Source organism: Leptospira fluminis, from assembly GCF_004771275.1.
GTDB lineage: Bacteria > Spirochaetota > Leptospiria > Leptospirales > Leptospiraceae > Leptospira_B > Leptospira_B fluminis.
The window spans coordinates 48,056-73,328 of sequence record NZ_RQEV01000001.1; the positions used below are offsets into that span (position 1 = coordinate 48,056).

Here is a 25,273-nt window from a genome sequence, read left to right on the forward strand (position 1 = left end):
GTTCGATATTAAATCGCTTTAGGGAACTTTTCAACGGCTTTTTCCAGCGTGTTCCAAGGTAATACCGCACATTTGATTCTAGCGGGTAATTTCTTAACCGCCTCCAAAGAATCGAGGTCGGAATATTCCTCCGCATAGTCCGATTTTTTATCTTCCAAAAGATTCGCTTTTAATTCTCTCAGCAATCTTTTCGCTTCCGAGAGATTCTTACCCGAAAGGCATTCCGTAAGCATGGAAGCGGAGGCTTGGGAAATGGAACATCCTTTCCCGCGGAAACGTATCTCCGAAATCACGTCTCCGTCCAATCGGACGAAAAGTTCCACCTCGTCTCCACAGAGCGGATTCACTCCCTCCTCGTGCAGATCCGGATGCGAAATTTCCCCGTAGTTCCGCGGATTTTGATAATGGTCTAAAAGAACTTCCTTATAAAGCTCATCGCTTAAGGACACGGCCGAAAATCTCCTTCACCTTCTTTAGACCTTCCAAAAGACGATCCACGTCTTCTTTCGTGTTATAAAGGTACAAGGAAGCGCGGCAAGTTCCGGAAATTCCCATAAAATCCATAAAAGGCTGAGCGCAATGATGGCCCACTCGGATCGCAATCCCTTCTTCATCCAGGATGGAGCCTACGTCGTGAGGGTGAACCCCCGGAAAATTGAAGGAAATCACTCCGCCTCTTACGGATAGATCCTTCGGACCGTACATCTCCAGTCCTCCGAAATCTTCCATCCTTTCCAAAGCGTACGATAAAAGTTCCAGCTCGTGTTTTCGGACCGCATCCATACCGATCGCTTCTAAATAATCGATTGCAGCGCCGAAACCGATCACTCCGGCAATATTCGGGGTCCCCGCCTCCAATCTGGCAGGAAGATCGGCATACGTCGACTTTTCCTTCCAAACCTTCGAGATCATATCCCCGCCTCCCATCCACGGAGGCATGCTTTCCAAAATCTCTTCCTTCGCGTAGAGAATCCCTACGCCCGTCGGACCGAGCATTTTGTGTGCGGAAAACGCATAAAAGTCGAAATCCTGTTTTTGCACATTCGCCGGTAAATGGCAGACCCCTTGAGCTCCGTCGACCAGAACCTTGGCTCCGACCTGTCTCGCCCGGCGAATGATCGGCGCCAGATCATGAACGGTTCCTGTCACGTTCGACATTTGGGAAACTGCTACCAATTTGGTTCGATCCGTGATGATCTGATCCAGATTGGTCATGTCCAACGTAGAATCGTAATTTAAAGGAATGAATTTTAGAACTGCCTGTTTTTCCTGAGCAAGCATTTGCCAAGGGACCAGATTGGAATGGTGCTCCAACTCCGTTAAGACGATCTCATCCCCTTCATGCACATTGGTTCTTCCCCAAGATTGAGCCACGAGATTAATGGATTCGGTTGTATTTCTGGTAAAAATGACCACTTTCGCACAAGGAGCTCCGATAAAACGGGAAACCTTGATGCGAGCGAACTCGTATTTTTCCGTAGCTTTTTGGGATAGAAAATAGACTCCGCGATGGATATTTGCGTTCTCCATCTCGTAGTATTTACGCACCGTTTGAATAACGGAGTTCGGCTTCTGGGAGCTCGCGGCGCTATCTAAAAACACCAAAGGTTTGCCGTTCATTTCCGTGGAAAGAATCGGAAAATCTCCGCGAATCTTTTGAACGTCTAGAGCCAAATGCGGTCCTCCTTCCTCACCGGAACCATAAGTCAATCCTCCAACTCCACTTCCACTTCGTCACCCACGATTCTAACCGGAAAAACCGGAAGATCTTCCACGGCGGGGGGACAGAGCGCTCGTCCGCTTCGGATATTAAATTTCGCGAAATGCCTGGGACAGGTAATTACGTCGCCTTGTAGTTCTCCATGGGAAATCGCTTCTCCATCGTGAGTACACGTATCCTCGAAGGCAAAGACCTTACCCTCGATAATAGTTAGACCGATTCTGTTGAATTTAGTCTCCACGATCCGAATCTGTCCTTCCTTCAGATCCCTTAGTTTGACGAGAGGGCGATATCTTGCCATCACGCTTCTCCCAGCATTCTAGTTTCTATCATTCCGGTCAGCTCTTCCCGGATGGACTCGGACGGGAATTCACGGATCACTTCGGCCAAAAAACCTTCCACGATCATCCGACGGGCTTCATCTTTGGAAATTCCCCTGGAGGCAAGATAGAATAACTGTTCATCGTCGATTTCACCGACCGTAGCACCGTGCTCGCATTTAACGCTATCCGCAAACACTTCGAGCTTAGGAATGGACTCCGCTCTTGCGGTACGGTCCAGGAGAAGATTATTGTTGATCTGAACGGCGCTCACGTCCTTGCAATTGGACGGAATATGCAAATTGCCGGTAAATACATTATGCGCCTTGTCACGGGCAACCACCCGGAAGAGTATGGAACTCTGCGCGTGGCTTTCCTTATGAAGTATCCTGATTTCCGTATCCTGAAACTCCCTCTTGCACAAAGGACTTAAGCCGGCGTATCTAGTCCAAGCCCCTTTTCCGACGACTTCGGAATCGAAGAATGCCTTTCCTTTATATCCGCCCCAAATCGCAAGAGAAGCGTGGAACTTGGAATCGCGCTCTTGGAACGCTCGGACCGTCCTGAAACGGAAAGTGGAATCCCCGAGGTTCTCCAGAGCCGAGTATTGAAAATCCGCTTCGGCCCGAATATTCAGAAGGGTGATTCCGTTCATAAAAACAAAACCTTCCTTGGAGGGAGATTTCCAGCGTTCCGAAAAACGGCCTTTCAAACGATCCGGAACGTCTATAACGAGCAGAGGCAGGATAAAATCGCCGCCCTCGCAATCCACGGAGATCTCCGGAAGGAAATCATCAGAAACTTCGTTTAACAACTTAATATAATATGCGTGAGTAAACCGGGAAGCCGCAAGAAGGGTGATCCATTCCGACTCGTAGGAGGACAAAAAAGCCTCCAGCAGCGGCCGCAAGCGATCCCAATCTTGCCGGTCCAATTCGGAAAATTTTTTGACTTCGGCAAATTTTCCGGTCGCAAAACCCAAGGAGGACGGTGGGCAAGGATTATGATATTCGGATAATCTGAAATTAGAAAGATTTAATTTTCTCCAGGATTCGAGATGCGAATCGGGAAATTTAGCCGATTGCAGAAGGGTATCCGCTTTTTTCCGGAATTCCTTCAGAAATTCGGGCTCCTCCAACGAAGACAGGAATTCTTCGAAACGTCCGACTTGCAGCGTCCCTTCAGTTTGCACCGGAAAGAATCCAATCATATCCTTTTTCTTCCAATTCCAATGCCAATTCTCCGGTTCCCGTCTTCAGGATTTTCCCCTGCGCAAAAACGTGGACAAAATCGGGAGTCACATAGTTTAACATTCTTTGATAATGTGTGATCAATAAAACGGCTCTGTCCGTGGATCTGTTCTTGTTGATTCCCTCGCTGATGATCCTGAGTGCGTCTATATCCAAACCTGAGTCCGTTTCGTCCAAAACGGAAAGACTGGGCTTCAATAGAGTCATTTGGAGGATCTCGTTCCGTTTCTTTTCTCCTCCCGAAAAGCCGTCGTTCACATAACGGCCTACCCAGGATTCCGGAACCTCCAACAGGGAAGTGGCTTCCTTTAATTCTTTGCGGAATTCCTTTACGGGCAGATCCTTTCCCCTTACCGACTTCAAAATGGTACGTAGGAAACTTCCGATGGTGACCCCCGGAATACTTGTGGGATATTGAAAACAAAGAAAAATTCCGGCGCGGGCACGCTCGTCCGTAGGTTTGTCTAGTAAGGACTTCCCCTTGAACAAAATATCTCCCGAAATCACCTTATACTTCGGATGACCCATGATCACGTTCGAGAGCGTGCTCTTTCCCGAGCCGTTCGGCCCCATAATCGCGTGGACTTCCCCGTCGTTGATTACGAGGTCGACCCCTTTTAAAATCTCTTGGATTTCCCCGGATTCGGTTTCTATTCCCGCCCGGAGTCCGACGATACGTAAGTTTTCCGACACTGCAGACTCCCGCCTGAGACTATGTTTTTAATTCGGACTCGGAGATCAATAGGAAACGAAACGGAAAATTCGATCGGAGAAGAGGTATATACTCTAAATCGAATCCCAATCCAATCTCAGGACCAGGACATAGTCCGAACCGAGATTCAAAGTAAATAAGACATATTGCCTTTTTGCATCTATATCATGAATCGGTTCCGTAAAACCCCAAAGGCGATTGGAATGAAAGGATTCCGCCTTATGCCGGATAAAGAAGGGTTTCCAGGCATAATTGTTTCCGATCTCGGTCAAAAGTTTCGCCCACGGTAGCCCGTAAGCGTCTCTCTGAAAGGTCGGGGTGACCTGATATCCCTGAAGATCGCAGACGAGAACGGAGGTAGCCTCCTTCGGCAACTCACCGAGTTTCTCCTCCAAGCTTCGAGCCATATTTTCGGGGGAGTCGGCGGATATCTGTTTAAAAGTATCGGTGAACAAATCGGAAAAGAATTTTTCCTTCTTCAGATTTTCCAGGATCTCCAAAAATCTTAACCCGGAGAATTTTTCCAAAGAATCTTTCAGGGTCTTGCTGAAACGTTTCTTATCCTGAAAATCCAGAGAAGGCTTGGAGAAATAAAAACCCTGCAAAAGATTCGCCCCCATGGAAAGAGCAAGATACAACTCTTCTTCAGTTTCGACTCCTTCGAACAGGAGCTGCGATCCCAGCCTCTGGGACATTTCCGAAATAGCAGCCAAAACGTTTTTAAAGGATCGCCTATTCAGACTTTCCCTCATGATTTTTATATCCACCTTCATGATATCCGGATGAATATAACCGATTCTTTCCAGGTTGGAAAAACCCACTCCCAAATCGTCGACTGCGATTTTGATGCCTCTTTCCCGGAAGACACTCACGATATAAAGGAGTTTTTCTATATTCCCTTCGAACTTGTCCTCCGTGATCTCCAAAACGATATCCGCAGGATTGATTTCATATTTTTCGACCAAGTGCAGCACGTGAAGCCGCTTGATATCCAAAACCTCTCCGCTATAAACCATGGAAAGAAAATTGGGCATCATATTCAGGAACATCTTGGTCTTCAGCCCCGTTTCCTTCAGATGCTTGATCGCTTTCTCCCTGATGATTCGGTCGATATGAACGAGACGGACGGTGTCCGTGTCGGGATTGTGAAAATGATAGCCGAGAGAATGATATTCCTGCGATTCCGGAGCCAGAGCCCTACCGAGTACCTCGTATCCGATGATATTCCGATTCCCTACGTCCAGAATTGGTTGGTAATGGGGGGAGTAGTATCCTTCGCCCAACGAGAGAATTTGATGGTACTCTTGTTCCACAAGCATGAGGAGTTCCTGCACAACTACAACCTGAACGAAAAGTACCTACAAGCATATTTCCTTTTTGAAGCGTCGCAGAAAAGGGCGAAAGGAAGGAAAATTTCCGTATTTTTTCATTGAATACGCAGACGCAAGTAGAATCGTTTCTTTTCAGCGCGTCTAAAAACAGAAATGACCTAATCCGTTCGGTGTAGAACGTATGATGGTCCAGTAAGCTAAACTAACGAGGAATAGTTGAAAAATCTTTCATGAAAGAATCTGTCGGATCCTTGCTCCATCCTTCCACGTTGGAACCTCTTTTTGGAACGTATTCAGGGACCATTCTCGTAGATAACTCGAGAGAATACAAAAGCGGTCTTCTATCGAAAATTCGTTCCGTGGATTCCGTTCTCGTGGATATAATAAATCAGGATATTTTTCTGGAGCTTCGTTTGTATCGAACCCTTCTTCGGTCCGGCGCAAGCCTCTTCCTGTGGAACAAAAAGAACGGAACGGTCCGAGAAACTCAAATTTCCGAAAAAGGAAATTCTTCTTTTTTGCGGCAGGGTACTTTTCGCGATGGATACTGGAGCTTCACAAAGGACAATTATCGGTTTAACTTCAGACTGGATGATACGATTCGGCAAGGATATACACACTCTGCCGTTTGGGAAAAGGATCTGAATTTTCAATTGGATGCGTTAGTCGGCATTGGCGATAAGAACAAATCCCTTCCCTATTCCGCGATTCTTCCCTCGGGAAAGGATTGGTATTTCATCACTCATTCCCCCGATTTGTCCGTGCAGGGACAATTGTCCTGGAACGATCTATCCTTCGACATGGAAAACGAAACCCTTGCCTATTCGGTCGCCAAAGGATATTCCAGTTCCGCCTTTCCGTTAGAGAATCGGATTTACGCTCGTACATCCGGAAAGAAAAGGATTCATCTCTACGAATCCCAGGACCCGAGCGTCTTTTTATGGAAAGACGGCTCCTGGGAAACCTCCTTGCCGTTCGAACAAAAAATGCGCGGTAAGAGCAGAATTTTAGTCGGAGAAAATTCCAGATTCGAACTGGAATTGGAACCTAGCGTGGAAGCCAGTTTTTCCAGACCTACCACCTGGGGATCGAATAAATTTAGAAAAACGATATATACCGTATCCGGCTGGATCAAAAATAAGGGAAAGAAGGAAACGATTAAAGACGGAATCGCAATCTGGGAAGAGGAATTGGATTAGGGGGGTTCCCCACCCCTCTCTGGGTGGGGGCCGGTGCGGTGGTACCCCCGGAACGCGACGGCTCCGAATCAATTATCAGAATTTTGGCCTTTCGGCAAGAAAGTTTTTTTGTAAATTTCTTGCAGGAACTCCTGCAAGAAAAGTCTGAAAAAATGAGCAGCTGAAAAGACCTTTTTGTGATAGAGAAAAAGCCGACAATTGGCCCACGCCCCGCCTTGCTCCGGGTGAGGGTCCGAAACCTAGGCCCCCAAAATCAAATCCAACACCACCTTTCCATCCATTTCACCGGTAACCTCGTTCATTGCTCGCTCCGGGTGCGGCATCATTCCTGCCACCTTAAAATCGGAGGAACAAATTCCGGCAATATCGTCCAAACTCCCGTTCGGATTTCCTCCGGAGTACAAAAAAAGAATCCTTCCTTCTTCCTTTAATTGCTTCCGAACCTCGGAGGATGCGAAATAGCAACCGTCTCCGTGGGCAACCGGAACTCTCAATATCCGATCGTCGGACAATTTTCCGCTGATCCGATTCGAATCGGAGGCCTTTTTTAGACCGACGGTCTTGCAGACGTATTTTAGGTTTCGATTTCGGATCAAGGCTCCCGGGAGATAACCCGCCTCGGCTAGAATCTGAAAGCCGTTACAGATTCCGAAAAGTTTTCCGCCGCGACCCACATGCTCTTTTACGGATTGCATCACGGGCGAAAAAGCCGCCATGGCCCCCGACCGCAGATAATCTCCGTAAGAAAATCCGCCCGGCAAAATCACTAAATCGTATTTTACGGAAAATTGATCTTTGTGCCAGATCTTATCGACTTGAGCGGAATAAAAATTCTTTAATACTGAAACGATGTCGTTATCGCAGTTGGAACCGGGGAACGTGACTACCGCAACTTTCATGCGGGTATGATCTCCGAGCGATACGTTTCTATCACGTGATTTACCAATAGTTTTTCGCAAATGCGATCCACGATTTTCTGCGCGGAAGCGATATCGGGGGAATCCAATTTTACTTCTATATATTTTCCCACCCGAACATCCTGCACCGAAGACTCTCCTAGTTCATGAAGAGTTCCTTGCACGGTGCTACCCTGGGGATCCAGAACGGATTCCTTTAAAGTTACGTTGATTCTTGCGATAAACATTGCAAAAGCCGATCCTGTATTTGCTGGTAAGCTGCGGCGAGTTCCGAAATCAGATTTTCCGGTAAATTCGGAGCCGGAGGTTGTTTGTTCCAACCGGACGCTTCCAAATAATTCCGTAAAATCTGCTTATCCATACTCGGAGGAGTCGTTCCTTTTCGGTATGTCTCCGCGGACCAATAACGGGAAGAATCCGGAGTGAGAATTTCGTCGATGAGAATGACCTGACCGTCTAAAATTCCGAACTCGAATTTAGTATCGCAGAGAAGAATGCCCGCCTTCCCTACCAATTCGGCGGCTCGGCTATAAATGGAAATCGATTTTTCCTTTAGAATCCGAAAGAGATCCGTTCCTAGTTCTTCCTCCATACGCTTTTCGGAGACGTTTTCATCGTGTCCGGAATCGTTCTTGATTGCCGGTGTAAAAACCGGCTCGGGGAGCTTTTCGGATTCGGACATGCCGGAGGGCAGTTTTTTGAAGGCGAGAGTTCCGTTTTCCTTGTATTCCTTCCAGCCGGATCCTGACAAATAACCTCGTACCACGCATTCGAAATCGATCCGTCGGCACTTTTTTACCAGAATCGATCTTCCTTCCAGTTCGGGACGATTCCGGAACGGTTCGGGAAAAGAGGAAATATCCGTAGAAATCACATGATTCGGTACGTCCCGGAAGGTTCGAAACCATTCGGCCGAGATGCGGTTTAGGATCTTTCCTTTGTCCGGAACCGTCTGCCGGAATACCACATCGAAGGCGGAAACCCTGTCCGTAGACACTAAGATCAATTCGTTTCCTAGATCGAAAACGTCCCGAACCTTTCCCGTATAACTCGGATTCGGAAGAGTCATCATCCTTTCACCACCATCAAGGCGATATCGTCGTCGTGAGTCAATCGGTTGGAATGCATTAGAATTTTATCCAGACAGAAATTAAGGACGTCCTGATCGGATTCCACGGCCTCTCTAAAAATCCTTTTGAGATTCTCTTCTCCCAGAATATTATAATTTTCATCCGTGATCTCGGTGGCGCCGTCCGTATAAAATAGCAAGGAAGAACCCGGTTCGAAAGGTATCGTGCGAAACTCGTCTTCCGTACCCAAGTCCAGAGGAATGATCAGCGGTCCCATCCCTGACAATTCTTCGACCGAGCCGCTACGATACAACAAGGGAGGCGGATGTCCCCCGTTCGCGTATTCTAGGGTCCGATTCTTATTTAAAATTCCGTAAAAGAACGTGATGGAAAAATCTTCGGGAAGGATCTTTTCCAGTTGAACCCTTAAATTCGAAACCTTTTCCTTTAAGCCGGTAATTTTGCTAAGATTGGAAACCTGCATTTTTACCATTGCGGAAAGCAATGCCGCGGACGGTCCGTGCCCGGAACAATCCGCGATGAACAAATGAAGATTATCGTCTTCCACCCAAGCGTCTATAAAATCCCCTCCGATCTGCATCAAAGGGTGAAAAATGGAGCTCACATGCAGGTTGTTCCAATCGAGGGATTTTTCCGGCACCAATTCCTGCTGCACTCTGCGAGCCATTACGAGTTCCTTCTCGTATTTTTTCTTCTGTTGCATGAGCTCGTCTTGCAGATTCTTGATCCGAATAAACGCGCGAATCTTTGCGACCAATTCCCGAGGCTGGAAAGGCTTATGCAAAAAATCGTCTCCTCCGTGGGTAATGGCTTCGTCAAAACCGATTTCCCTATTGTAGGCGGTAATGAATAGGATCGGCAGAAGTTTAAATCGATCGATTTCCCGAAGCTCTTTGCAGAACGAAAATCCGTCTTGGCCCGGCATACTTACATCCAGCAAAAGAACATCCACATGATTCGTAGCGAGGATGGCGCGAGCCTCTTCCGTATTGATCGCGGTCAAAACCTGAAAACCGAGAGGCTTCAAAGTATGGACCAGAAGTTTCAGATTGATATCCGAATCGTCGACGGCTAGAACCGAATAATCGGAATATTTCAAAACACTTTCGCCGCTCGGTAACGTTGCCATACTGGATAAACTACTCTTCTAAAGATCGTTTTTCAAAGAAGTTCGGAAATTTACGCTTTGTCCGATAAAAAAGAACGTTCGTCCTTCCTTTTCAATCCTCGTCCAAGACGAGATCTTCCCTCGCGGCTAAGGATTTATCCAATCTATAAACCAGGCGGTACAAGACGAGAAAAAGAACATGGTACCCTAAAACGCCCGCCCAAAACGCGCTTCTCATATCCGGATCCATTCCCCCTTTTCCCAAGACGGATTCCGGATGGTTTCCCGGATTTTCCACCCAACGGATCGCTCCCCAAGTCATAATGGCGTTCGCGGTACAGATCAGACTTAAGAATGCGGAAAAAATCCGCTTTTTCCCGGGATCCAAGACCAAACCGCGCAATAGAAAATAAGCGACCAGACTCAAGACCAGAACGAAAAAGGACTGCAATCGGGCGTCGGTAAAATCCCAAGGAGTGCCCCAAGCGCTGTACGCCCAGATCGGACCGGAAAAAAGAACCCCTGCGGCGAACAAAAGGGAAATCTTATTCGCGGAAAGAGACAGAGTGTCCCAAATCGGAGCCTTCTTCCAAAGATAGATAACGGCGCAAACCGAAGAAATCACCGGACCGTACAGAGCGACCCAGGCGACAGGCACGTGAAAATAAAAAATCCGATGGGAAACACCCTGGTCCAGAATCACCGCGGGATAGAAGAGTCCGAGCAAAACCGAAAAAGGAAAAAAAACCGCAAAAACGGAACCTAAAACCCAATCTCCAATAGGATGAGAAAGGCGAACATGCATACGCTTTGGAGCTTGTCCGAGCCATTCCTTGGAATCAAGTAGAATTACTCGTCATCGGACGTCATTTCTACGAGTAAAGCGCCTAAGGACGCGTAAAAAACCGAGAACGCAAGTAGGAGGGCTAGCGATCCTTTCAGAGCAAAAAGGGATTGGGACACGAGCTTCCTTTCGGCCTCCATTCCGTACAGGAAAATCGGAACGGAGAAAGGAACGAGCAGAAGAGGCAATAAAATTTCCTTCAAGCGGGAAGAAAGACTGACGTGGGAAAGAGCCACTCCCAAAAAAGAAAGAGAAAGAATTCCGGGAAGAAAAAAGACCAATTGCTTTCCGAACTCCTCGACTTCCCAAGGAAACGCCGCAAAGAAAAGTGCGAACAGACCTAAAAGATAAATCCCTGTCCCGGAAAGAGCTACGAACACCAAAAAGGATTTGGATAGGAACAAGATCCAAGCCGGCAAGAAGAGACGACTCGCGGTACCGCCTCCGGCTTCCCTTTCTTCCCAAGTGAATTGTCCGATGAGAACGAAGGAAGCCACGAATAAAACGGCCCATTTCAATCCGATCAAAGTGACACGATCCATTTTTCCGTTCCGTTCCAGCGCAAAGTGAAACAGAAAGACCATGGCGGAAACCAAAACCACCAAGGAAAGGATTCCATTACTCGCTCTTCCCATTAAGCGAAGTTCTTTTTTCAGCAAAGAAAGAAAGGGCTTCAACGGGAATTTTCCCCCAAATCCAGAACCCTCGTTTTGACTTTCAAAGCGAAATTAGGGTCGTGAGTCACAAGCATCATCGCGGATTCGCTGCAGACACTCTCTAAAAGTGAGACGGCTGCCCAGGCGCCTTCCCCATCCAAAGCCGTCAAAGGTTCGTCCAGCAAGTACAAGTCGGAAATCGGAGCCAGGGCACGGACCAAGGCGGCTTTCTGCTTCATTCCTCTGGAAAAGGAGGAAACCGGATCCATTCTCCGAGTCCACAGACGAAAATGTTTCAGCCAGGTTTCGATCCAGATCGGATCCCGAAACGTACCGGAAATTCCGCGGAAATATTCAAGATTCTCTTCCAGACTTAAGGTCGTATACAAACCCAATTCATGACCTAAATAGGAGATTTTGGGCTTCGGCCCTTTCCGAAATCGAAATTCGGTGGAAAATTTCCCGTAGTGCAATACGGACTTCAAGAGAGTCGTTTTTCCCGCTCCGTTCCTCCCACGCACAAGCAATGCCTCGCCCGGAAAAACGGAAAAGGAAACGTTCTTGAGTACGGACTTTCGTCCGATATTATAAAAAAGGCCCGAACATTCCAGAACGGGAACGGGTGTTTGTGAACCAGCCAATGGGGACAATTTGGGTCCGAAAAGCGATTTTACAAGGCATAAATTTCGCCTTATTCGTCTGCGCGGCCGTTACCCTTTCCGGTACTGTCGGACTTTCGGCCCAATTTAAAATCGGCGGCAAGGAATACGCGGGAATTCTCTGGGGGGAAAACGATCTCCTGGATCCGGAATTCTATGAGGACGGAAGCCTTCTCCGTACGGACCAGGATTTTATACTTGCAGCCGGAAGAAATTGGAAGGGAGATCCTCCCGGTTCCAAAGGATCCTTCGAATTCGACGGACAAAAGATCGAAAACTCGGGGTTATTCAACAACGAAGCGGTCCGTATTCTCCAAACCGCGGATTCCGAAAAAAGAAAAATTGCAGTTCGTATGTTGGAGTCCGGAGTCCGATTCGATCCTTCGTTTTTCGCGTTCCGTTATAATTTGGGTAGGGCCTATCATCTGGAAAAGAACTACCAAAAGGCCGTTCTGCAATTCGAATACGCGTCCGCGGAAGTCCCGCAATACTATAGGACATATCTTCATACCGGAGTACTTTACGAATTATTAAACGAACCCATCCAGGCGGTGGCTTCCTACAAAAAAGCCGTGGAACGGAACCAATTTCATACGGAAGCGCTCATCCTTCTCGCGGAACATTACATAAAAACGGACCTCAAGAATCGTGCGAAAATCTACATCCAAAGAGCGCTCAAAATAGACGAGAACAGTCCGGACGCAAAGCTAGGCCTGGCCCGACTGGAGATCTTGGGCGGAAGAGATTACTACGCGTACAGAATTTTCAGGAACACCGACCTCCACGACGAACAGGGAAACAAGCGATCGTATAACAAGAAATTCCATTTTTATTTCGCGGAGACCGCGGGTCGTATAGGCGATTATGTCACGGCTGCAAAAGAATACGAGGAATTACTGAAATACCCCAACGACCCGTTCTTTACAGAATTTTCGCTCAAAATCATAGAGAGAAGGAGAGACCTCGCCAAACGCTTCGCGGAAATCAAGGCGCTGGACGAGGAATCGGAAAAGGAACAGTAAACTCCGACCCGAAAAACGCTTGGCATTCGCAAGGAAATAGAGCATTCTTGAAGCCGGAGGAACCGATGAAAAACCAAACCAGGCTTTTCGCATTGGCGGCCCTCTTATTTCTAACTCCGCTCTTGGCCCAAGAAAAACAAAAGGTCAGTCAGTCGGACGTATTCCAGGACGAAAGCAGCGAATACACCAAATCCTTACGAAAAATCATCGGTAGTCTCGAAGCGACTATCGGGGAAAGATTGAAGGATTTGGAGCGCAAGCACGAGATTCTCGTCGTTCTGAAACCGGAATATGAGAAACGCCAAACCATCGTCACGGAGGACATTCCCTTTCAAGTGGAGGACGGTTACGAGAGCAACTTGCTCAAGTACATCATGTTCCAATTCGAAGGGGGAAAGGTGAAAGACATCACCTTGGCCTCCGAAAGTAAACGGATCTATTACGAGGTCATGTTCGAGAACAAAAAGATTATTTTTAAACCGAGCGACCTAAAGCAGAGCGAAGTAACTCACGAAGTTTTCGAAAAATCGGAAAGAACTTTGCTGAACGAAATGTCTCTTGAAAATCAGATCCGCGCGTTACGACTACTTGAAACTAGTTTGCGATCTTCGATCTATCGTATCGATATTCTGCTCGCATTGTACAAAGACAAAAAGGACAGAAAAAATCTACAGCATATAGATTTCTGAAACTATTTTCGACCTTCTCCGGGGAGAGACGCTACGAACAGTCGCGTTTCCTCTTCCCGGGGACGAAGGCGCAGTTCGGAGGGAGTTCCTTCCTCTACGATCCTTCCTCTTTCCATCACTCCGATTCTGGAACAATATTTAAAGGCGGACTTTATGTTGTGCGTAACCCAAAGAATCGTAACTCCTTCTTTCCCGCGTAATTCGGACAATGCAGACAGAATCTCCGAATTCAGAATGGGGTCCAGAGCGGAAGTCGCCTCGTCCAAAAGTAGAATCTTAGGTCTGCAAAGCAAGGCACGGAGCAAGGCGAATCTTTGGAGTTCTCCGCCGGAAAAAAAAGAAGGGAGTCGGTTTCTATCCTTTCCCTCCAGACCCAATACCGGCAACCAATGTCGAACCGATGTTTCATAGGTATTTTCTTCCTGAAAAATCCGCAACGGTTCCGAAAGGCTTTTTTCCAAAGTCCAAGTCGGATTAAAACTCAGGACAGGGTCCTGAAAAACCGGCTGGATATCTCGCGGCGGAAAAGTCGATTTCGGCCTGCCGAAAAACCGGATGCTACCGTCTAACTTCCAAGAGGAAGGAAAAGGAAGTCCGAGAATTCCTTTTAGGAACGTGGATTTTCCCGAACCGGATCTACCGAGCAAAGCGTAAAACTCTCCCTTCGGAATTCTCAGGGACACATCCTGCACAAGAGTTTTTTCCGTAGTTTTAATCGAGAGTCCGAATGCCTCGAGTGCGGTTTCGGAAAACGAATCGGCCGCTTCCATCGAATACCGGTTTAATGCTTGCCCGAAATTCTTACAACCAATCCCCTGAAGCAATGTCTCTCAAAATCACGGAAGTGGGTCCCAGGGACGGACTACAGAACGAGTCCAAAGAGATCTCTACCGAGGACAAACTCGCGTTCATCCGCAAATTACAATCGGCAGGAATCTCGAATATAGAAGCCACCTCTTTCGTAAAAAAAGAGGCGATTCCCCAACTATCTGACGCCAAAGAACTCTCCGCATCCTTGCATTGGAAAGAAGGAACGAATTTCAGCGCCTTGACTCCGAATTTGAAAGGATATCTGGCGGCAAAGGAAGCAGGCTTCCGGGAAGTCGCCGTATTCACCGCAGCGTCGGAAAGTTTCACCAAACGGAACATCAATAGGACCGTCGCCGAATCCATTGAGGGATTTCGGGAAATCTTCCGAGAAGCGCACAAGGACGGAATTCGAGTCCGGGGCTATGTTTCGACCGTAATCGATTGTCCGTACGAAGGGAAGATCCCTCCGGAAAAGGTCCTCGAAATCGCTAAGATTCTTTTGGACCAAGGAGCCTACGAGATTTCACTGGGAGAAACCATCGGGACCGCCGTTCCGACGGAAGTGGAAAGACTACTTGCAAAACTTCTAAAGGAAATTCCGTCCCAAAAATTAGCGGGGCATTTTCACGATACGTACGGAATGGCGATCGCGAACGTCGAAAAATCCTTCGAATTAGGGATTCGTTCCTTCGATTCCTCTGCCGGAGGGTTAGGAGGTTGCCCGTATGCAAAAGGCGCCTCCGGAAATCTTGCCACGGAGGACCTTCTCTATTTCTTTCAAAAATCCGGAATTCAAACCGGAATCGATCTATCGAAACTGATCGAAGCCTCCTCGTTCATGGAAGCAGCCTTAGGCAGAAAGTTGGCTTCGCGTACTTATATCGCTTTGAAGGCAAAGGCCTCCTCCTGATCTATGCGGGAAGAGGATCGCATACGGAAAAAATTCCAAAAGCTGTACGAAAGGTACAACCGACCCGAATTTCTGGATTCGGATCCTTTATTTCTCTGTTACCTCTATACTTCCGACGAGGATAGGGAATTCGTAGGATTGTTATCCTCTCTCTTTGCCTACGGAAACGTCGCCTCCATCCGAGGTTTTCTTTCCCGCCTCCTCTCTCCTATGGGAAAAAATCCGAAAGCCTTTCTTCTTTCCGAAGGAACAAGGGTGTGGAAAGGGAAACTAGGTCCCTATCGATTCCAAACGGAAGAGGACACACTCCTATTTTTGGAAGCATTGCGAAAAGCTTACGGAGAAACCCGCAGCCAAGGCTCCGATTATTTGGAACCTTGGTTCAGACCCTTGGAAGGAGACAAGGACGGATTGGAAAAGAGAATAGCGGGATTCCAAACGAGATTGCGGAATACTCTGTCCTCGTTATCCAAGAATCGTTTCAGCTACGGATTGAATTTTCTCGTAGGAAGCGGTGGAGAAAATTCCGCCTACAAAAGATATTGCATGTTCTTACGCTGGATGGTACGCAAGGAATCCCCCGACTTGGGGCTTTATAAAGAGATTGAACCTTCCGAATTGCTATTTCCCTTGGATACGCATATCAATCGTTTAGGCGAAATCCTTAACGCAAGTTCGAGAAAGACTCCGGATCTTAAGAAAGCGAAGGAAATCACGGATTTCTTTCGCCGGATATTTCCAGAAGATCCTTTGCGTATGGATTTTTCCCTCTCCCGGTTAGGTATCCTCAAAAAATGCAGGATGCGTTACGAAAAGGAGCTGTGCGAAACATGCGAACTGAATCCTATCTGCAAAGTCTATGGGGAGAAAAAGGCCTAAAGGAGTCGACCTCAGATCGGTTCCTTTTTTAATTTACAGCCCCCCGCTACGATGACTAAACCGCTTAAATTAGTGGTTGTCGTAGCGGCATAAAGCATAAGATTGTTGGTGCAATCATCCACGGATTTGCTCTCGAACTTCGTCTTCAAATCCCCAGGATTCACCCCCAGTGTTTGCTGTACCGCGGTTAAGACGCTAAACGAAGAAGACTGCAAGTTAGAAGCATTCGGATTCGCAGCTAGGCCGACTAAAACTGCCATATCGACTTTCATTGCTGCATCGCTTGATGTGACCGAGGGCCCCAAAACGTTCGTTCCTTGAATACATCCGTAAAGATGGAAAAAAAATAAGACCGTAAGAATGATAAAATTGTTAATTACTTTCATGGGACCTCACACAGTGTTTTTAATAGATTCTCAAAATGGGAACACCATTTTTTATTAAAAAATTATATATTTAAAAAATGTCAATTTATTTAATATATATGTGAGGAATCGTTCCGGTCAAACTGATCAGAATATTAGAATAGTATAAAATTATAAGTGAACGTTTATATGAGAAGGGGAAAAGGGAGGAATTGGTACCGCCACGGGGAATTGAACCCCGGTTACAAGAATGAAAATCTTGTGTCCTAACCACTAGACGATGGCGGCGTTTTCTTTTCTCGCTGGTCCTGAGTCGTCTGGGATTCGAACCCAGGACCACCTCATTAAAAGTGAGGTGCTCTACCAGCTGAGCTAACGACTCGGTCCGTTACGGAACACGATATTTTTCGGACCTCGGCCGTCAATTGATTTCCGAATAAAAAACGTCCTAAAATCCGGAAGCGATCGTGTCCTTCCGATCCGGCCCCGTAGAAATCAAATCGATTCGGACTCCGATCAGTTTTTCCAGCGCACGGATATAATCTTTGCAAGCGGAAGGCAATCGATCGAATTCCCCGATTCCGCCGATCTCCGTTTTCCATCCGGGAAAATTCTCATAGATGACTTTTACGTTTTCCAAACCTTGGGAAGGAAAACAATCCAGCTTTTTACCGTTCCGTTCATAAGCGACCGCTACCGGAATCGTATCATACGCGGAGAGTACGTCGATCTTCGTAAGTGCGATGGAAGTAAGACCGTTGATTCTCACCGCATGACGGAGCACTTCCGTATCGAACCAACCGCAGCGACGCGGGCGACCCGTTGTCGCGCCGAATTCTGCTCCGAGAGTCCGGAGCTTTTCCCCTTCCTCACCGAGCAATTCGGTGGGAAAAGGTCCTTCCCCCACTCTCGTGGTATACGCCTTCGTGATTCCTATCACCTTGGTCAAATGCTGGAAAGCGATTCCGGACCCGATAAAAGCGCCGCCTGTAGTGGGATTCGAACTTGTGACGTATGGATACGTTCCGAAGTCAACGTCCAGCCCCGTGCCCTGGGCTCCTTCCAAAAGGATTTTCTTTCCGGCCCTTAGGGAATTTTCCAGATAATACGGAGTGTTTACGATGTTTTTCCGGATCTTGGATAGGAAATGCTTAAGGCCTTCCAGAATTTCCTTGGTGGAAATCGGTTCGATCCCGTAAAGCTTATCGATCTCGTGATTTTTTTCCTCCACGAGATGCTTTAACTTGGATTCGAAATCGTCTTCGAGTAGATCTCCTACCCTAAGACCGATACGCATCATCTTATCGGCGTAACAGATTCCGATTCCTTTTTTAGTGGTTCCGATTTTCCGTTCCGGTGCGCAGGAATTTTCCCTAGCGGAATCGATCAGACCGTGAAACGGAAAGAGCAAGTGACACGCGTCGCTGATCAGAAGTTTTTCATACACCGGAAAACCTTCCGCCTGAAGCTTATCGCATTCTTCGATAAAAAATACCGGATCCAATACGACTCCGTTTCCGATGACGCATACGGTTTGGTCGTAAATCACCCCGGACGGAACCAGATGAAAAACGTATTTCTTGCCCTGTACGACTACCGTATGTCCGGCGTTCGCTCCTCCCTGGTATCTTACGATAATATCCGTATCCTTCGAAAGATAATCTATAACTTTTGCTTTGCCTTCGTCACCCCATTGGGTTCCGACTACTAGTGTTGCGGGCATTGGATCATATCCTTATTTTGCGTTGGCTTTAAAGAGAACATTTTCGATTTTAGCGCTGTCATTAGACGCTTTCCAGTCCGTTTACGTCGATCGCATATCCGCACGCGTCCTTCTGGATTCCGGAAAACAATTCGTAGAGACGGTCGTACGAGCCGCCGGTAACCACGGGTCCGGATATACCCGACAGATATCCCTGAAATACGAAACCCGTATAATATTCTAGGTCGGGGATGAGGGTAAAATCCAAACAATACTGCACGTTTTTATAACTCTTTGCGGAAGAAAGAATTTCCTTGGTTTCCGACAAAACTTTGCGGAATTCCTGCGGCAGGTTCGAACCGGAAATAGAACGGACCGGATCCTCGATCGTCCTGGAAAATCCCAGACACAAGGATTCCAAAATCGGCACGATTTCCTTGCCCCGGCCCGAACCCAAAAAGGAACGGATTTCTGGAAGATTCTTTTTGTACAATAGAAAGGAAAGCTGTCTTTGCGCCGAGACGGAAAGACCTACGGAATCCACCAAGGAACGGAAAAGATTCACGTTTCCTAAAACGAGAGTCAACGGCGAGGAAAGGGACAATTCCTCGAAAAGAAAACCGACCTCGTCCAAAATCCGAAGGATGGCGGAAGGACCGGAGCCTCCTAAATTTTCAGCTCCGATCTGGAGAACTTCCTTTCTGGTACCGCTCCCCCTCCCGTAATCCCGGAATATTTTTCCCTGATAAAAGATCCGTTGGTTTTCTTTGTGGTGCGAAAAACCCGCCATTCCTTTGACGGCCTGCACCGTAAGGTCCATGCTCGGAGAGATTTCCCTGCCTCCGGAATCGCGAAATCTGTACAATGCGCTGGAATCTTCCTCGGAAACGGTAAGTAAAAACGAAGAAGAATAATCGAAAGAAGGAAGAAATACTTCAGAATATCCGAAAGCTCTCAGTCTTTCGCAAATCCTGTTCAGTAAATCCCTACGTTCCAAACTTTCGTCCGGGCCGAGAAAATGAAACCCGTCCGGGATCCATTTCTTTTCGCTAAACTCGGGAGGATTATGTGTCATCGGATTTTGCGGAGCCCCAAAATACAGTTCGAAATGGCTAAGGTAGAATTCAAATCGTTTTTCCCAAAAAAATAGAATGACAATCCGTGTTCCGGAAGTAGAAAGTATTCTCCGGAAAATTCGGTATACCGCCCTGCGATCCGTACAGAAGGGATTCACTCCGGAAAAATCCGATCCGAACCTCGATCAACCGCAAATTCAAAATAAAGGATTCGTATTATGGCCGAAAAAGAACAATCCGTAGGAAGATGGCAAAAGGAATTCTTCGAAAATATTCATCTATTCAAGCGTTCCGGGATGACCGAGGAGGAAGCCAAAAAAATCCTCCAGAAATTTTTATACCTTTCCTCCGTAACGCCTATGCCTCCTGCTATGGACGTCTTCAAAGATCCGAACTCCCTGGAACAGGTGGGAGTGTACACGGCACCCGAGGAAAAAGCTCGGAATTTCATGATCGAATTCCTTTCGCCCATCATGAAATTCTTTACCGTGGAAGGGATCGAAAATCTCGCCGTCCTAAAACCCTTGATCGGAAAATACCCTCTTACTTTGATTTCCAATCATCTTAGTCACTTGGATGCTCCTGCGATCTTTCAGCTTCTTTACCACGCTTCTCCGGAAGGCCGCTCCGTAGCGGAACAACTCGTATTCATTGCAGGGCGCCTAGCCTACGAACCGGATTTTACCAGACTCGGATTGTACATGTTCGGGACGCTTCTCGTTTGTTCCAAACGGGACATGGCCGACAACCCCAGCTTATCCGATCTGATGACCAAGATTAACATGCGCGCCTTTCGCCATTCCCAAAAACTGCAAAGCGAGGGAAAGATCGTAGCCATTTTTCCGGAGGGAACCAGATCTAGGGACGGCCGACTGATGCCTTTTGTGGACACGGTATACCACTATGTTGCGAACAAAGTGGTTCTCCCCATTTCCTTGGAAAAAACGGACAAAATCCTACCTACCACCAGTTTACTCTTCAACCAGGTAGCGGGAAAGCTAGTCATCGGAAAACCCGTTTTGGTCGGGGAACTTTCCCGAAAACAAATGGAATCCTTTCCGAAACACATAGAACATCTTCCCTTTCCCGAACACGGAGACAAAAAACAGTTTCTGATCGATAATCTGGCTCTTCTTGTCGGACAGAACCTGAATAAGCACCAACACGGAATTTATCGTAATTTGTACAGTGCGGATGCAAGGGACCAAAACAAACTGATACGAATTCCCAAGGAACCGAAAGAAAAAATCGTAATCATCGGGAATAGCAGCATGGGGATAGCGATTGCTACGATCCTCGCAAACAAGGATGTGTTGGTGCAGGTGTATCACCCGGACGCTTCTTATACCCTTCAGTCCAACGAGGAAAGAAGGGATCTCAAAAACTACTCCTTGTACAAACTTCCCCCAAACCTTACTTTTACTTCCGACCCGGAGGCGTTGAAAGACGCGACCCTATTCATCCAGGGAACGAATCCGTGGGAAATCCATACCGTTTATCCGGAATTGCAGACCCATTTGATGAAAAATAAGGCTCCTTTCTTTAACGTGGTCAAAGGTTTTACCAGCTCGGGATTGATTCTCGACGACCTACAGCAGGCTCTGGGAATCGAAGACGATCGTATCGGGGTCATCTCGGGAGCTTCCTATCCGGACCAAATCATGGAGAGGAAAATTTCCGGATTCGAAATCGCGGCCGCAAACGAAAGTCTGATTCCGAGAGTCCAAAAACTTTTGACCACCGGTTATATCTTTCCAAGGCCGGCGATCGTTCCTACGGATTACAAAGGAGTCCAACTAGGCGGCGCCCTAAAAACGATTTACGCTCTCGTAATGGGGATCGTGGAAGGTTACTTCAACCAAACCCTGGGCGGAAACGTGGACAATTCCCTCTTTCACCTTTCCAATCGGTTCTTTAACGAGATGGTGAAGGTAGGCGTTCAGATGGGTGGAAGACCGGAAACCTTTCAAGGACTTTCTGGATTGACCGACTTTATGCTTTCCTGTTTCGGAACGGATGCAAAGGACAGAAAAACGGGTTACGATATCGCGAACGGGCGTCCTTCGGAGAAGATGTCCAACGGTTTCTACGGATTGAAAGTGATGCCGAACCTGATGAAAATCGATCCGGAAGAAGTTCCGATCATGTACGCCGCTTATGAGGCGGTGATCAACAAAAAAGACGTACGCAAAGTCGCGGAAATGATGGAAAACCGACTGTCCAGAGTATAAAGAAAAGAAGAGGTCATTCCTCCGAGGCTTGCCTTCCTTTGACAAACAAATGAATCAGGTTTTCGGTCAAAGTCTCGATTTCTTCCGCTTTTTCCGTCAGGATCCGCTTGGTTTTTGCGAGGGCGATCTCTATATCCTCTTTCGGCACACCGAACGTTGTTAGCCCTAAATACAGCGCAGTGTTCATCAATCGATTTGCGTCTATGGTTCCGATGTAGAGGGTTTCTTCCAATAAAGCCTGGAACACTCCCCGAAAAGCGTGAGTGCGGATCAGATATTCCTCGTGATCGAATGCAGGATTGTATTTACCGAAGAGCATTGCATTCCGCGCCGCTCCCCTCTGGCCGATCATCTCAAGAACCCCTTGGGTCCGGTAAGCCGCAAGATACGTTTCCGCAATGGACTTTTTCTTTTGGATCAAATGCAATTGCAAACCTACTTCTAGGGCAAAGAGTACGGCGGAATCCGGTTCCTCTGCAAGACGCTCCGCAGCCTCGGCCGCTTCCGTAAAAACCTCGCTCGCGATCGCAAATAGTATCTCTTCCTTATTTTTAAAAAAGTGATAAAGACTACCTGTCGTAATTCCGGCTTCGTCTATGATTCTTCTGATAGTCGCCTTTTCATAACCTTCATTAACGAACAGTCTGCGAGAGACTTCTAATATTTTAGCTCTGACTTTATTGGATTGTTCTTCTCTTTTCATGCGATCGGAAGTGACTCTTCCTACGATTTAGTTTCCACCGCTTTAGAGTTCAAATCTTTTTAATAGAATTTCATTGAACGCTCTGTTCGAAATCTATCCGTTGAGGAACAGAAATTGCTGTCATAGTTTAACACGAATTTTTCGCAGAATGTTCACATTCAAAAGAGCATGCTCTTTTAAAGAAAATGAATGATTATTCTGTCTCGGAATTGTTTTATCCCTAACTATGATTAGTCGAAGCCGAAGACGCCCGCTTTATATCGTATACTACAAAGGCGAGCGACGTTTCCGATGGAAATATGAACATGATCTAGGTTTGATTAAGCGCCGAGGGAAGTCACCCAAGTGAGAATTCGATCCGCAGGTTTTTTCCAATCCGCTTCGAGCATCATATCATGGCCCATACCGGGAAAAATCTCAGCTTCAGTCCCGTACGCTTTAGCTGTCGCCCGGACTTGTTCTACGGAAAAGATGGAATCTTTTTCCGCTCCGAGTACCAGAACCGAAGTTTTCACCTTTTTCGGTTTCGGTAACTCGAAAACCATCATATCCAAATAGCCGAGAAACGATTCCTCCTGCATATTCTGGAAGTATTTCTGTAACGCGTTATTCTGGATCGGTTCCGAAAAGAACGCTTCTTTGCATAAGGAAGGAGTGGAAATCACATTATAAAGACTCCAAGAAAGCGTCGTCTTTAAGAATACGAACGGATGCCTCCGAGCGACCCGTAAAGTAGTGGCTAAGACACCGGAGGGAGGAACGGACGCCATCAATACGGCGCCTTTTACGTTCTTCTTCTCTAAATATTTCTGTACGACCAACCCCCCCATAGAATGGCCGATTAAAATCGGAGGAACGGAAAACGCTTGGATCACTTCCGTCAAATCGGACACGTAATCCGAAATGCGATGGAACCGAATGCCCTTTTTGCCTTCGCTTTGCCCGTGTCCACGAAGATCCAAGGCATGCACTTCGAAACCCTTAGAAGCGAAATACGGCAGAAAAAATTCATCCCAACACCAGGCTCCGTGCCAAGCGCCATGGACGAACAAAAGAGGGGTCTTATGCTTGGATTTTTTAGTGGGACGTCGAACAATCGTGTGAATCTTCATAAGACCTCTTTGGGGTTTGATTTGAGGTAGAAGAATCGCATATCGCCTCGTACAAGTCAATCCAAGCGCAAAACGGGGATTTGTCGAAGTATCCTTTCTTTCATCCGTTCAATTTGGCAAAATGATCCCGATTGGATTCGTACAACTTGCAGAATACTTCGAAATTTCTCTGGTATACGGCCTTGGTGCTCGGATTCGGTTCAAAGCTCGTCCGAACCGGAATCAAATCCCGGATCTGCGAAAAATCGGAAATTTTCCCCAAACCCAATGCCGCTACTGCCGCGGCGCCGGTGGCCCCGGCATTCTGCGGGTGCTCCGTGGTTTCGATCTTTCTACCCGTAACGTCCGAGAGGATCTGACAAACGATGGGAGAACGGGCCACACCGCCCACAAAGCGCAGGGTTTTCGAGGCGGGGATTTTCTTTTCGGACAATTCCAGGATCCATCTTTTGTGAAACGCGATCCCTTCTATTACCGATCGAATCATCATCCTTTTGCCGGTATTCAGTCCGATATTGAAAAAGATTCCCTTTGCCAAAGGATCCTCGAAAGGACAGCGATTCCCGTGAAGCCAAGGAGTGAAAATGACCCCTTCGCTTCCCGCAGGAGTATCCCGAATGGATTCGAAGAGCAACTCGAACAGACTTTCGTAGATCGCTTCCGTACCTTCCGTGACCTTCTTCTTTTCCAGATAAACCCCGATCTCATCCAGGGCCAGGTGATCCTTGACCCATTGCAGACATTTTCCCGACGTTTCCTGCTCTCCGAAATAATTATAATAACCCGGACGCGCTCCTACGATGGAAGCGATTCGTGCGGAAATATCCACTTTTCTCTTTTTAGTCACCGTGGAAACCCAGCCGGAAGTCCCGGAGTAAATGTGAGTGTCCCCTTCCTCCACCGCGCCTGCACCGATTCCGATCAGAGAGGCGTCTCCTCCTCCTCCGAAAACTGGAATTCCTTCCGTTAGCCCTAGGTCCCCCGCGGCTAAGGCCGTCAGCCCTCCTACTTTCATTGTGGAAGGCACGACCTCCGGCAAATGGTCCGGATTTACTCCGAACATTTTGCAAAGGCCTTTGTGCCAATGTCCTTTGCCGGGTCTGGAATCGAATAAAAACGTAGCAAAAGCGGAGTCGGGCGTCATGATCGCTCTCCCCGAACTTCTCGCGATGAGATATTCCTTCACGTCCAGCCACTTATATACGTTTCGAAATACTTGCGGCTCCTTCGCTTCCACCCATTTGTATTTCCAGAGAGGATCTTTGACGCTCGCGGCGACGGCACCCGCCACCTGCAAGGATCGAAGCAGCTTGAATGCGTTTAACCCTTCGATTTTAAAACCGTTTTCGATTCCTTTCCGCATCTCCTCCTTGGCCCTACGATCCATATAACTCATCGCAGGTCGGACCGGATTCAGTTGCTTATCGACGAGAATTAAACCCTGCATCTGCGAGCAAAACGAAACACCGTCGATCTTTCCTTTTTCCCATTTCAAATCGGCAAGCAACCTTCGGGTCGTGTCGCACATCGCTCTCCACCAATCGGACACGTCCTGCTCGACGCCTCCGTCTTCCAGAATCGTTAAATCGTATTCCGCTCCGACGGAATGCAATAGTCTCAATTTTTCGGAGACCTCGAACAGACAGGTTTTAATTCCGGTTGTACCTACGTCGTACGTCAGAATATGAAGAGTGGAAGAATCTTTTACCATTCGTTTGTTTTCCCCGGCCCAAAGCCCACTCGACTACAAGTGAGCAATGACTCACATGCAAAAGAACGAGGGGCAAAGAGCAATCATTTTTCTTTTATCCGGATTTCTCCGACAGAAAAGAACCGAAAGGATTTCGTAGAAAGAACTCTTTTTAAACGGAAAAGAAAATTACACTTCACTTATATATCTCTTACATCCCGCAAAGAAGAAGCTTTCATCATACACGGAACGGTTTTGCGAATTCGGACTAAGAATC

At 47.3% G+C, this 25,273-nt stretch carries 26 protein-coding genes and 2 tRNA genes; 6 read left to right on the forward strand and 22 right to left on the reverse strand.

What is annotated here, in order from left to right; translation table 11 throughout:
• Positions 1-8: 8 nt before the first annotated feature.
• The 6 genes from sufU to EHO61_RS00235 form a co-directional block, all read right to left on the reverse strand.
• Positions 9-449 (reverse strand): Fe-S cluster assembly sulfur transfer protein SufU, encoded by a 441-nt coding sequence (gene sufU, locus EHO61_RS00210; RefSeq protein WP_135811657.1) that lies wholly within the window; start codon positions 447-449, stop codon positions 9-11.
• Complete coding sequence (locus EHO61_RS00215) at positions 433-1,674, reverse strand: cysteine desulfurase (RefSeq protein WP_135811658.1); 1,242 nt, start codon at positions 1,672-1,674, stop codon at positions 433-435. The genes sufU and EHO61_RS00215 overlap by 17 nt, the downstream gene beginning before the upstream one ends.
• A gap of 32 nt (positions 1,675-1,706) precedes the next feature.
• Positions 1,707-2,021 carry a non-heme iron oxygenase ferredoxin subunit gene (locus EHO61_RS00220; protein WP_135811659.1) on the reverse strand — a complete coding sequence of 105 codons (315 nt, stop codon included), beginning with the start codon at positions 2,019-2,021 and terminating at the stop codon, positions 1,707-1,709.
• Positions 2,021-3,250 (reverse strand): Fe-S cluster assembly protein SufD, encoded by a 1,230-nt coding sequence (gene sufD, locus EHO61_RS00225; protein ID WP_135811660.1) that lies wholly within the window; start codon positions 3,248-3,250, stop codon positions 2,021-2,023. Before sufD ends, EHO61_RS00220 begins: the two co-directional genes overlap by 1 nt.
• Complete coding sequence (gene sufC, locus EHO61_RS00230) at positions 3,222-3,983, reverse strand: Fe-S cluster assembly ATPase SufC (protein ID WP_135811661.1); 762 nt, start codon at positions 3,981-3,983, stop codon at positions 3,222-3,224. Before sufC ends, sufD begins: the two co-directional genes overlap by 29 nt.
• A 93-nt stretch (positions 3,984-4,076) precedes the next feature.
• A complete protein-coding gene (locus EHO61_RS00235; RefSeq protein ID WP_135811662.1) occupies positions 4,077-5,321 on the reverse strand; it encodes an EAL domain-containing protein in 1,245 nt (414 codons plus the stop codon).
• A gap of 242 nt (positions 5,322-5,563) precedes the next feature.
• Between EHO61_RS00235 and EHO61_RS00240 the strand changes: the two genes are divergently transcribed.
• Positions 5,564-6,532 carry a DUF2804 domain-containing protein gene (locus EHO61_RS00240; protein WP_135811663.1) on the forward strand — a complete coding sequence of 323 codons (969 nt, stop codon included), beginning with the start codon at positions 5,564-5,566 and terminating at the stop codon, positions 6,530-6,532.
• Between the two features lie 239 nt (positions 6,533-6,771).
• Here the strand turns inward: EHO61_RS00240 and purQ are convergent, their stop codons facing one another.
• From purQ to EHO61_RS00275, 7 genes are all read right to left on the reverse strand, one after another.
• Entirely contained in the window at positions 6,772-7,431 is a 660-nt protein-coding gene (gene purQ, locus EHO61_RS00245) for a phosphoribosylformylglycinamidine synthase subunit PurQ (protein ID WP_135811664.1), read from the reverse strand.
• On the reverse strand, positions 7,428-7,676 hold the full coding sequence (purS, locus tag EHO61_RS00250) for a phosphoribosylformylglycinamidine synthase subunit PurS (RefSeq protein WP_135767719.1): 249 nt from the start codon (positions 7,674-7,676) through the stop codon (positions 7,428-7,430). Before purS ends, purQ begins: the two co-directional genes overlap by 4 nt.
• Positions 7,652-8,521: a phosphoribosylaminoimidazolesuccinocarboxamide synthase gene (locus EHO61_RS00255; protein WP_135811665.1), complete on the reverse strand. Its 870-nt coding sequence runs from the start codon at positions 8,519-8,521 to the stop codon at positions 7,652-7,654. The genes purS and EHO61_RS00255 overlap by 25 nt, the downstream gene beginning before the upstream one ends.
• Entirely contained in the window at positions 8,518-9,669 is a 1,152-nt protein-coding gene (locus EHO61_RS00260) for a PP2C family protein-serine/threonine phosphatase (protein ID WP_135811666.1), read from the reverse strand. The genes EHO61_RS00255 and EHO61_RS00260 overlap by 4 nt, the downstream gene beginning before the upstream one ends.
• Positions 9,670-9,760: 91 nt before the next feature.
• On the reverse strand, positions 9,761-10,453 hold the full coding sequence (gene ccsA / locus EHO61_RS00265) for a cytochrome c biogenesis protein (protein ID WP_135811667.1): 693 nt from the start codon (positions 10,451-10,453) through the stop codon (positions 9,761-9,763).
• Between the two features lie 44 nt (positions 10,454-10,497).
• A complete protein-coding gene (locus EHO61_RS00270; protein WP_135811668.1) occupies positions 10,498-11,169 on the reverse strand; it encodes a heme exporter protein CcmB in 672 nt (223 codons plus the stop codon).
• A complete protein-coding gene (locus EHO61_RS00275) occupies positions 11,166-11,789 on the reverse strand; it encodes an ABC transporter ATP-binding protein (RefSeq protein WP_135811669.1) in 624 nt (207 codons plus the stop codon). Before EHO61_RS00275 ends, EHO61_RS00270 begins: the two co-directional genes overlap by 4 nt.
• Between EHO61_RS00275 and EHO61_RS00280 the strand changes: the two genes are divergently transcribed.
• Both EHO61_RS00280 and EHO61_RS00285 read left to right on the forward strand, forming a co-directional pair.
• Complete coding sequence (locus tag EHO61_RS00280; RefSeq protein ID WP_135811812.1) at positions 11,789-12,829, forward strand: tetratricopeptide repeat protein; 1,041 nt, start codon at positions 11,789-11,791, stop codon at positions 12,827-12,829. The two genes, EHO61_RS00275 and EHO61_RS00280, sit on opposite strands and share 1 nt — an antisense overlap.
• Positions 12,830-12,894: 65 nt before the next feature.
• Positions 12,895-13,518: a hypothetical protein gene (locus EHO61_RS00285; RefSeq protein WP_135767713.1), complete on the forward strand. Its 624-nt coding sequence runs from the start codon at positions 12,895-12,897 to the stop codon at positions 13,516-13,518.
• A gap of 2 nt (positions 13,519-13,520) precedes the next feature.
• On the opposite strand, the gene EHO61_RS00290 is transcribed toward EHO61_RS00285, so the two are convergent.
• The gene (locus tag EHO61_RS00290) at positions 13,521-14,342 is read right to left on the reverse strand and encodes an ABC transporter ATP-binding protein (protein WP_246031928.1); all 822 of its coding nucleotides are present in this window, start codon (positions 14,340-14,342) and stop codon (positions 13,521-13,523) included.
• Between EHO61_RS00290 and EHO61_RS00295 the strand changes: the two genes are divergently transcribed.
• Positions 14,342-15,238 carry a hydroxymethylglutaryl-CoA lyase gene (locus tag EHO61_RS00295; RefSeq protein ID WP_135811671.1) on the forward strand — a complete coding sequence of 299 codons (897 nt, stop codon included), beginning with the start codon at positions 14,342-14,344 and terminating at the stop codon, positions 15,236-15,238. The genes EHO61_RS00290 and EHO61_RS00295 overlap by 1 nt on opposite strands.
• Before the next feature lie 3 nt (positions 15,239-15,241).
• Positions 15,242-16,117: a TIGR02757 family protein gene (locus tag EHO61_RS00300; protein WP_135811672.1), complete on the forward strand. Its 876-nt coding sequence runs from the start codon at positions 15,242-15,244 to the stop codon at positions 16,115-16,117.
• Between the two features lie 11 nt (positions 16,118-16,128).
• Here the strand turns inward: EHO61_RS00300 and EHO61_RS00305 are convergent, their stop codons facing one another.
• The 5 genes from EHO61_RS00305 to EHO61_RS00325 all read right to left on the reverse strand — a co-directional run bounded on the left by EHO61_RS00305 (position 16,129) and on the right by EHO61_RS00325 (position 19,259).
• A complete protein-coding gene (locus EHO61_RS00305) occupies positions 16,129-16,377 on the reverse strand; it encodes a hypothetical protein (protein ID WP_135811673.1) in 249 nt (82 codons plus the stop codon).
• 318 nt (positions 16,378-16,695) lie between these two features.
• A tRNA-Glu gene (locus EHO61_RS00310) sits at positions 16,696-16,770 on the reverse strand.
• 21 nt (positions 16,771-16,791) lie between these two features.
• Positions 16,792-16,864: transfer RNA gene (locus EHO61_RS00315), tRNA-Lys, on the reverse strand.
• A 66-nt stretch (positions 16,865-16,930) separates the two neighbouring features.
• On the reverse strand, positions 16,931-18,205 hold the full coding sequence (locus tag EHO61_RS00320) for an adenylosuccinate synthase (protein WP_135811674.1): 1,275 nt from the start codon (positions 18,203-18,205) through the stop codon (positions 16,931-16,933).
• 61 nt (positions 18,206-18,266) lie between these two features.
• Positions 18,267-19,259 carry an ATP phosphoribosyltransferase regulatory subunit gene (locus EHO61_RS00325; protein WP_167884771.1) on the reverse strand — a complete coding sequence of 331 codons (993 nt, stop codon included), beginning with the start codon at positions 19,257-19,259 and terminating at the stop codon, positions 18,267-18,269.
• Positions 19,260-19,478: 219 nt separating this feature from the next.
• On the opposite strand from EHO61_RS00325, the gene EHO61_RS00330 reads away from it, so the two are divergent.
• On the forward strand, positions 19,479-21,491 hold the full coding sequence (locus tag EHO61_RS00330; protein ID WP_135811675.1) for a 1-acyl-sn-glycerol-3-phosphate acyltransferase: 2,013 nt from the start codon (positions 19,479-19,481) through the stop codon (positions 21,489-21,491).
• A 13-nt stretch (positions 21,492-21,504) separates the two neighbouring features.
• On the opposite strand, the gene EHO61_RS00335 is transcribed toward EHO61_RS00330, so the two are convergent.
• The 3 genes from EHO61_RS00335 to EHO61_RS00345 all read right to left on the reverse strand — a co-directional run bounded on the left by EHO61_RS00335 (position 21,505) and on the right by EHO61_RS00345 (position 25,017).
• Entirely contained in the window at positions 21,505-22,194 is a 690-nt protein-coding gene (locus EHO61_RS00335; RefSeq protein WP_135811676.1) for a TetR/AcrR family transcriptional regulator, read from the reverse strand.
• Positions 22,195-22,514: 320 nt separating this feature from the next.
• Positions 22,515-23,306, reverse strand: coding sequence for an alpha/beta hydrolase (locus tag EHO61_RS00340; RefSeq protein WP_135811677.1), 792 nt, complete (start codon positions 23,304-23,306; stop codon positions 22,515-22,517).
• Positions 23,307-23,406: 100 nt separating this feature from the next.
• Positions 23,407-25,017 carry a xylulokinase gene (locus tag EHO61_RS00345; protein ID WP_135811678.1) on the reverse strand — a complete coding sequence of 537 codons (1,611 nt, stop codon included), beginning with the start codon at positions 25,015-25,017 and terminating at the stop codon, positions 23,407-23,409.
• Between the last annotated feature and the right edge of the window lie 256 nt (positions 25,018-25,273).

What these genes read in the sequence shown, in the direction of transcription:
- EHO61_RS00240 (WP_135811663.1), top strand. Translation starts at nt 5,564, where the DNA reads ATGAAAGAATCTGTCGGATCCTTGCTCCATCCTTCCACGTTGGAACCT.
- EHO61_RS00340 (WP_135811677.1), bottom strand. Translation starts at nt 23,306, where the DNA reads ATGAAGATTCACACGATTGTTCGACGTCCCACTAAAAAATCCAAGCAT.
- EHO61_RS00255 (WP_135811665.1), bottom strand. Translation starts at nt 8,521, where the DNA reads ATGATGACTCTTCCGAATCCGAGTTATACGGGAAAGGTTCGGGACGTT.
- ccsA (WP_135811667.1), bottom strand. Translation starts at nt 10,453, where the DNA reads ATGCATGTTCGCCTTTCTCATCCTATTGGAGATTGGGTTTTAGGTTCC.
- EHO61_RS00300 (WP_135811672.1), top strand. Translation starts at nt 15,242, where the DNA reads ATGCGGGAAGAGGATCGCATACGGAAAAAATTCCAAAAGCTGTACGAA.
- sufD (WP_135811660.1), bottom strand. Translation starts at nt 3,250, where the DNA reads ATGATTGGATTCTTTCCGGTGCAAACTGAAGGGACGCTGCAAGTCGGA.
- purS (WP_135767719.1), bottom strand. Translation starts at nt 7,676, where the DNA reads ATGTTTATCGCAAGAATCAACGTAACTTTAAAGGAATCCGTTCTGGAT.
- EHO61_RS00335 (WP_135811676.1), bottom strand. Translation starts at nt 22,194, where the DNA reads ATGAAAAGAGAAGAACAATCCAATAAAGTCAGAGCTAAAATATTAGAA.
- EHO61_RS00330 (WP_135811675.1), top strand. Translation starts at nt 19,479, where the DNA reads ATGGCCGAAAAAGAACAATCCGTAGGAAGATGGCAAAAGGAATTCTTC.
- EHO61_RS00220 (WP_135811659.1), bottom strand. Translation starts at nt 2,021, where the DNA reads ATGGCAAGATATCGCCCTCTCGTCAAACTAAGGGATCTGAAGGAAGGA.
- EHO61_RS00260 (WP_135811666.1), bottom strand. Translation starts at nt 9,669, where the DNA reads ATGGCAACGTTACCGAGCGGCGAAAGTGTTTTGAAATATTCCGATTAT.
- EHO61_RS00325 (WP_167884771.1), bottom strand. Translation starts at nt 19,259, where the DNA reads ATGACACATAATCCTCCCGAGTTTAGCGAAAAGAAATGGATCCCGGAC.
- EHO61_RS00320 (WP_135811674.1), bottom strand. Translation starts at nt 18,205, where the DNA reads ATGCCCGCAACACTAGTAGTCGGAACCCAATGGGGTGACGAAGGCAAA.
- EHO61_RS00305 (WP_135811673.1), bottom strand. Translation starts at nt 16,377, where the DNA reads ATGGCAGTTTTAGTCGGCCTAGCTGCGAATCCGAATGCTTCTAACTTG.
- purQ (WP_135811664.1), bottom strand. Translation starts at nt 7,431, where the DNA reads ATGAAAGTTGCGGTAGTCACGTTCCCCGGTTCCAACTGCGATAACGAC.
- EHO61_RS00345 (WP_135811678.1), bottom strand. Translation starts at nt 25,017, where the DNA reads ATGGTAAAAGATTCTTCCACTCTTCATATTCTGACGTACGACGTAGGT.
- EHO61_RS00285 (WP_135767713.1), top strand. Translation starts at nt 12,895, where the DNA reads ATGAAAAACCAAACCAGGCTTTTCGCATTGGCGGCCCTCTTATTTCTA.
- EHO61_RS00235 (WP_135811662.1), bottom strand. Translation starts at nt 5,321, where the DNA reads ATGCTTGTGGAACAAGAGTACCATCAAATTCTCTCGTTGGGCGAAGGA.
- EHO61_RS00295 (WP_135811671.1), top strand. Translation starts at nt 14,342, where the DNA reads ATGTCTCTCAAAATCACGGAAGTGGGTCCCAGGGACGGACTACAGAAC.
- EHO61_RS00280 (WP_135811812.1), top strand. Translation starts at nt 11,789, where the DNA reads ATGGGGACAATTTGGGTCCGAAAAGCGATTTTACAAGGCATAAATTTC.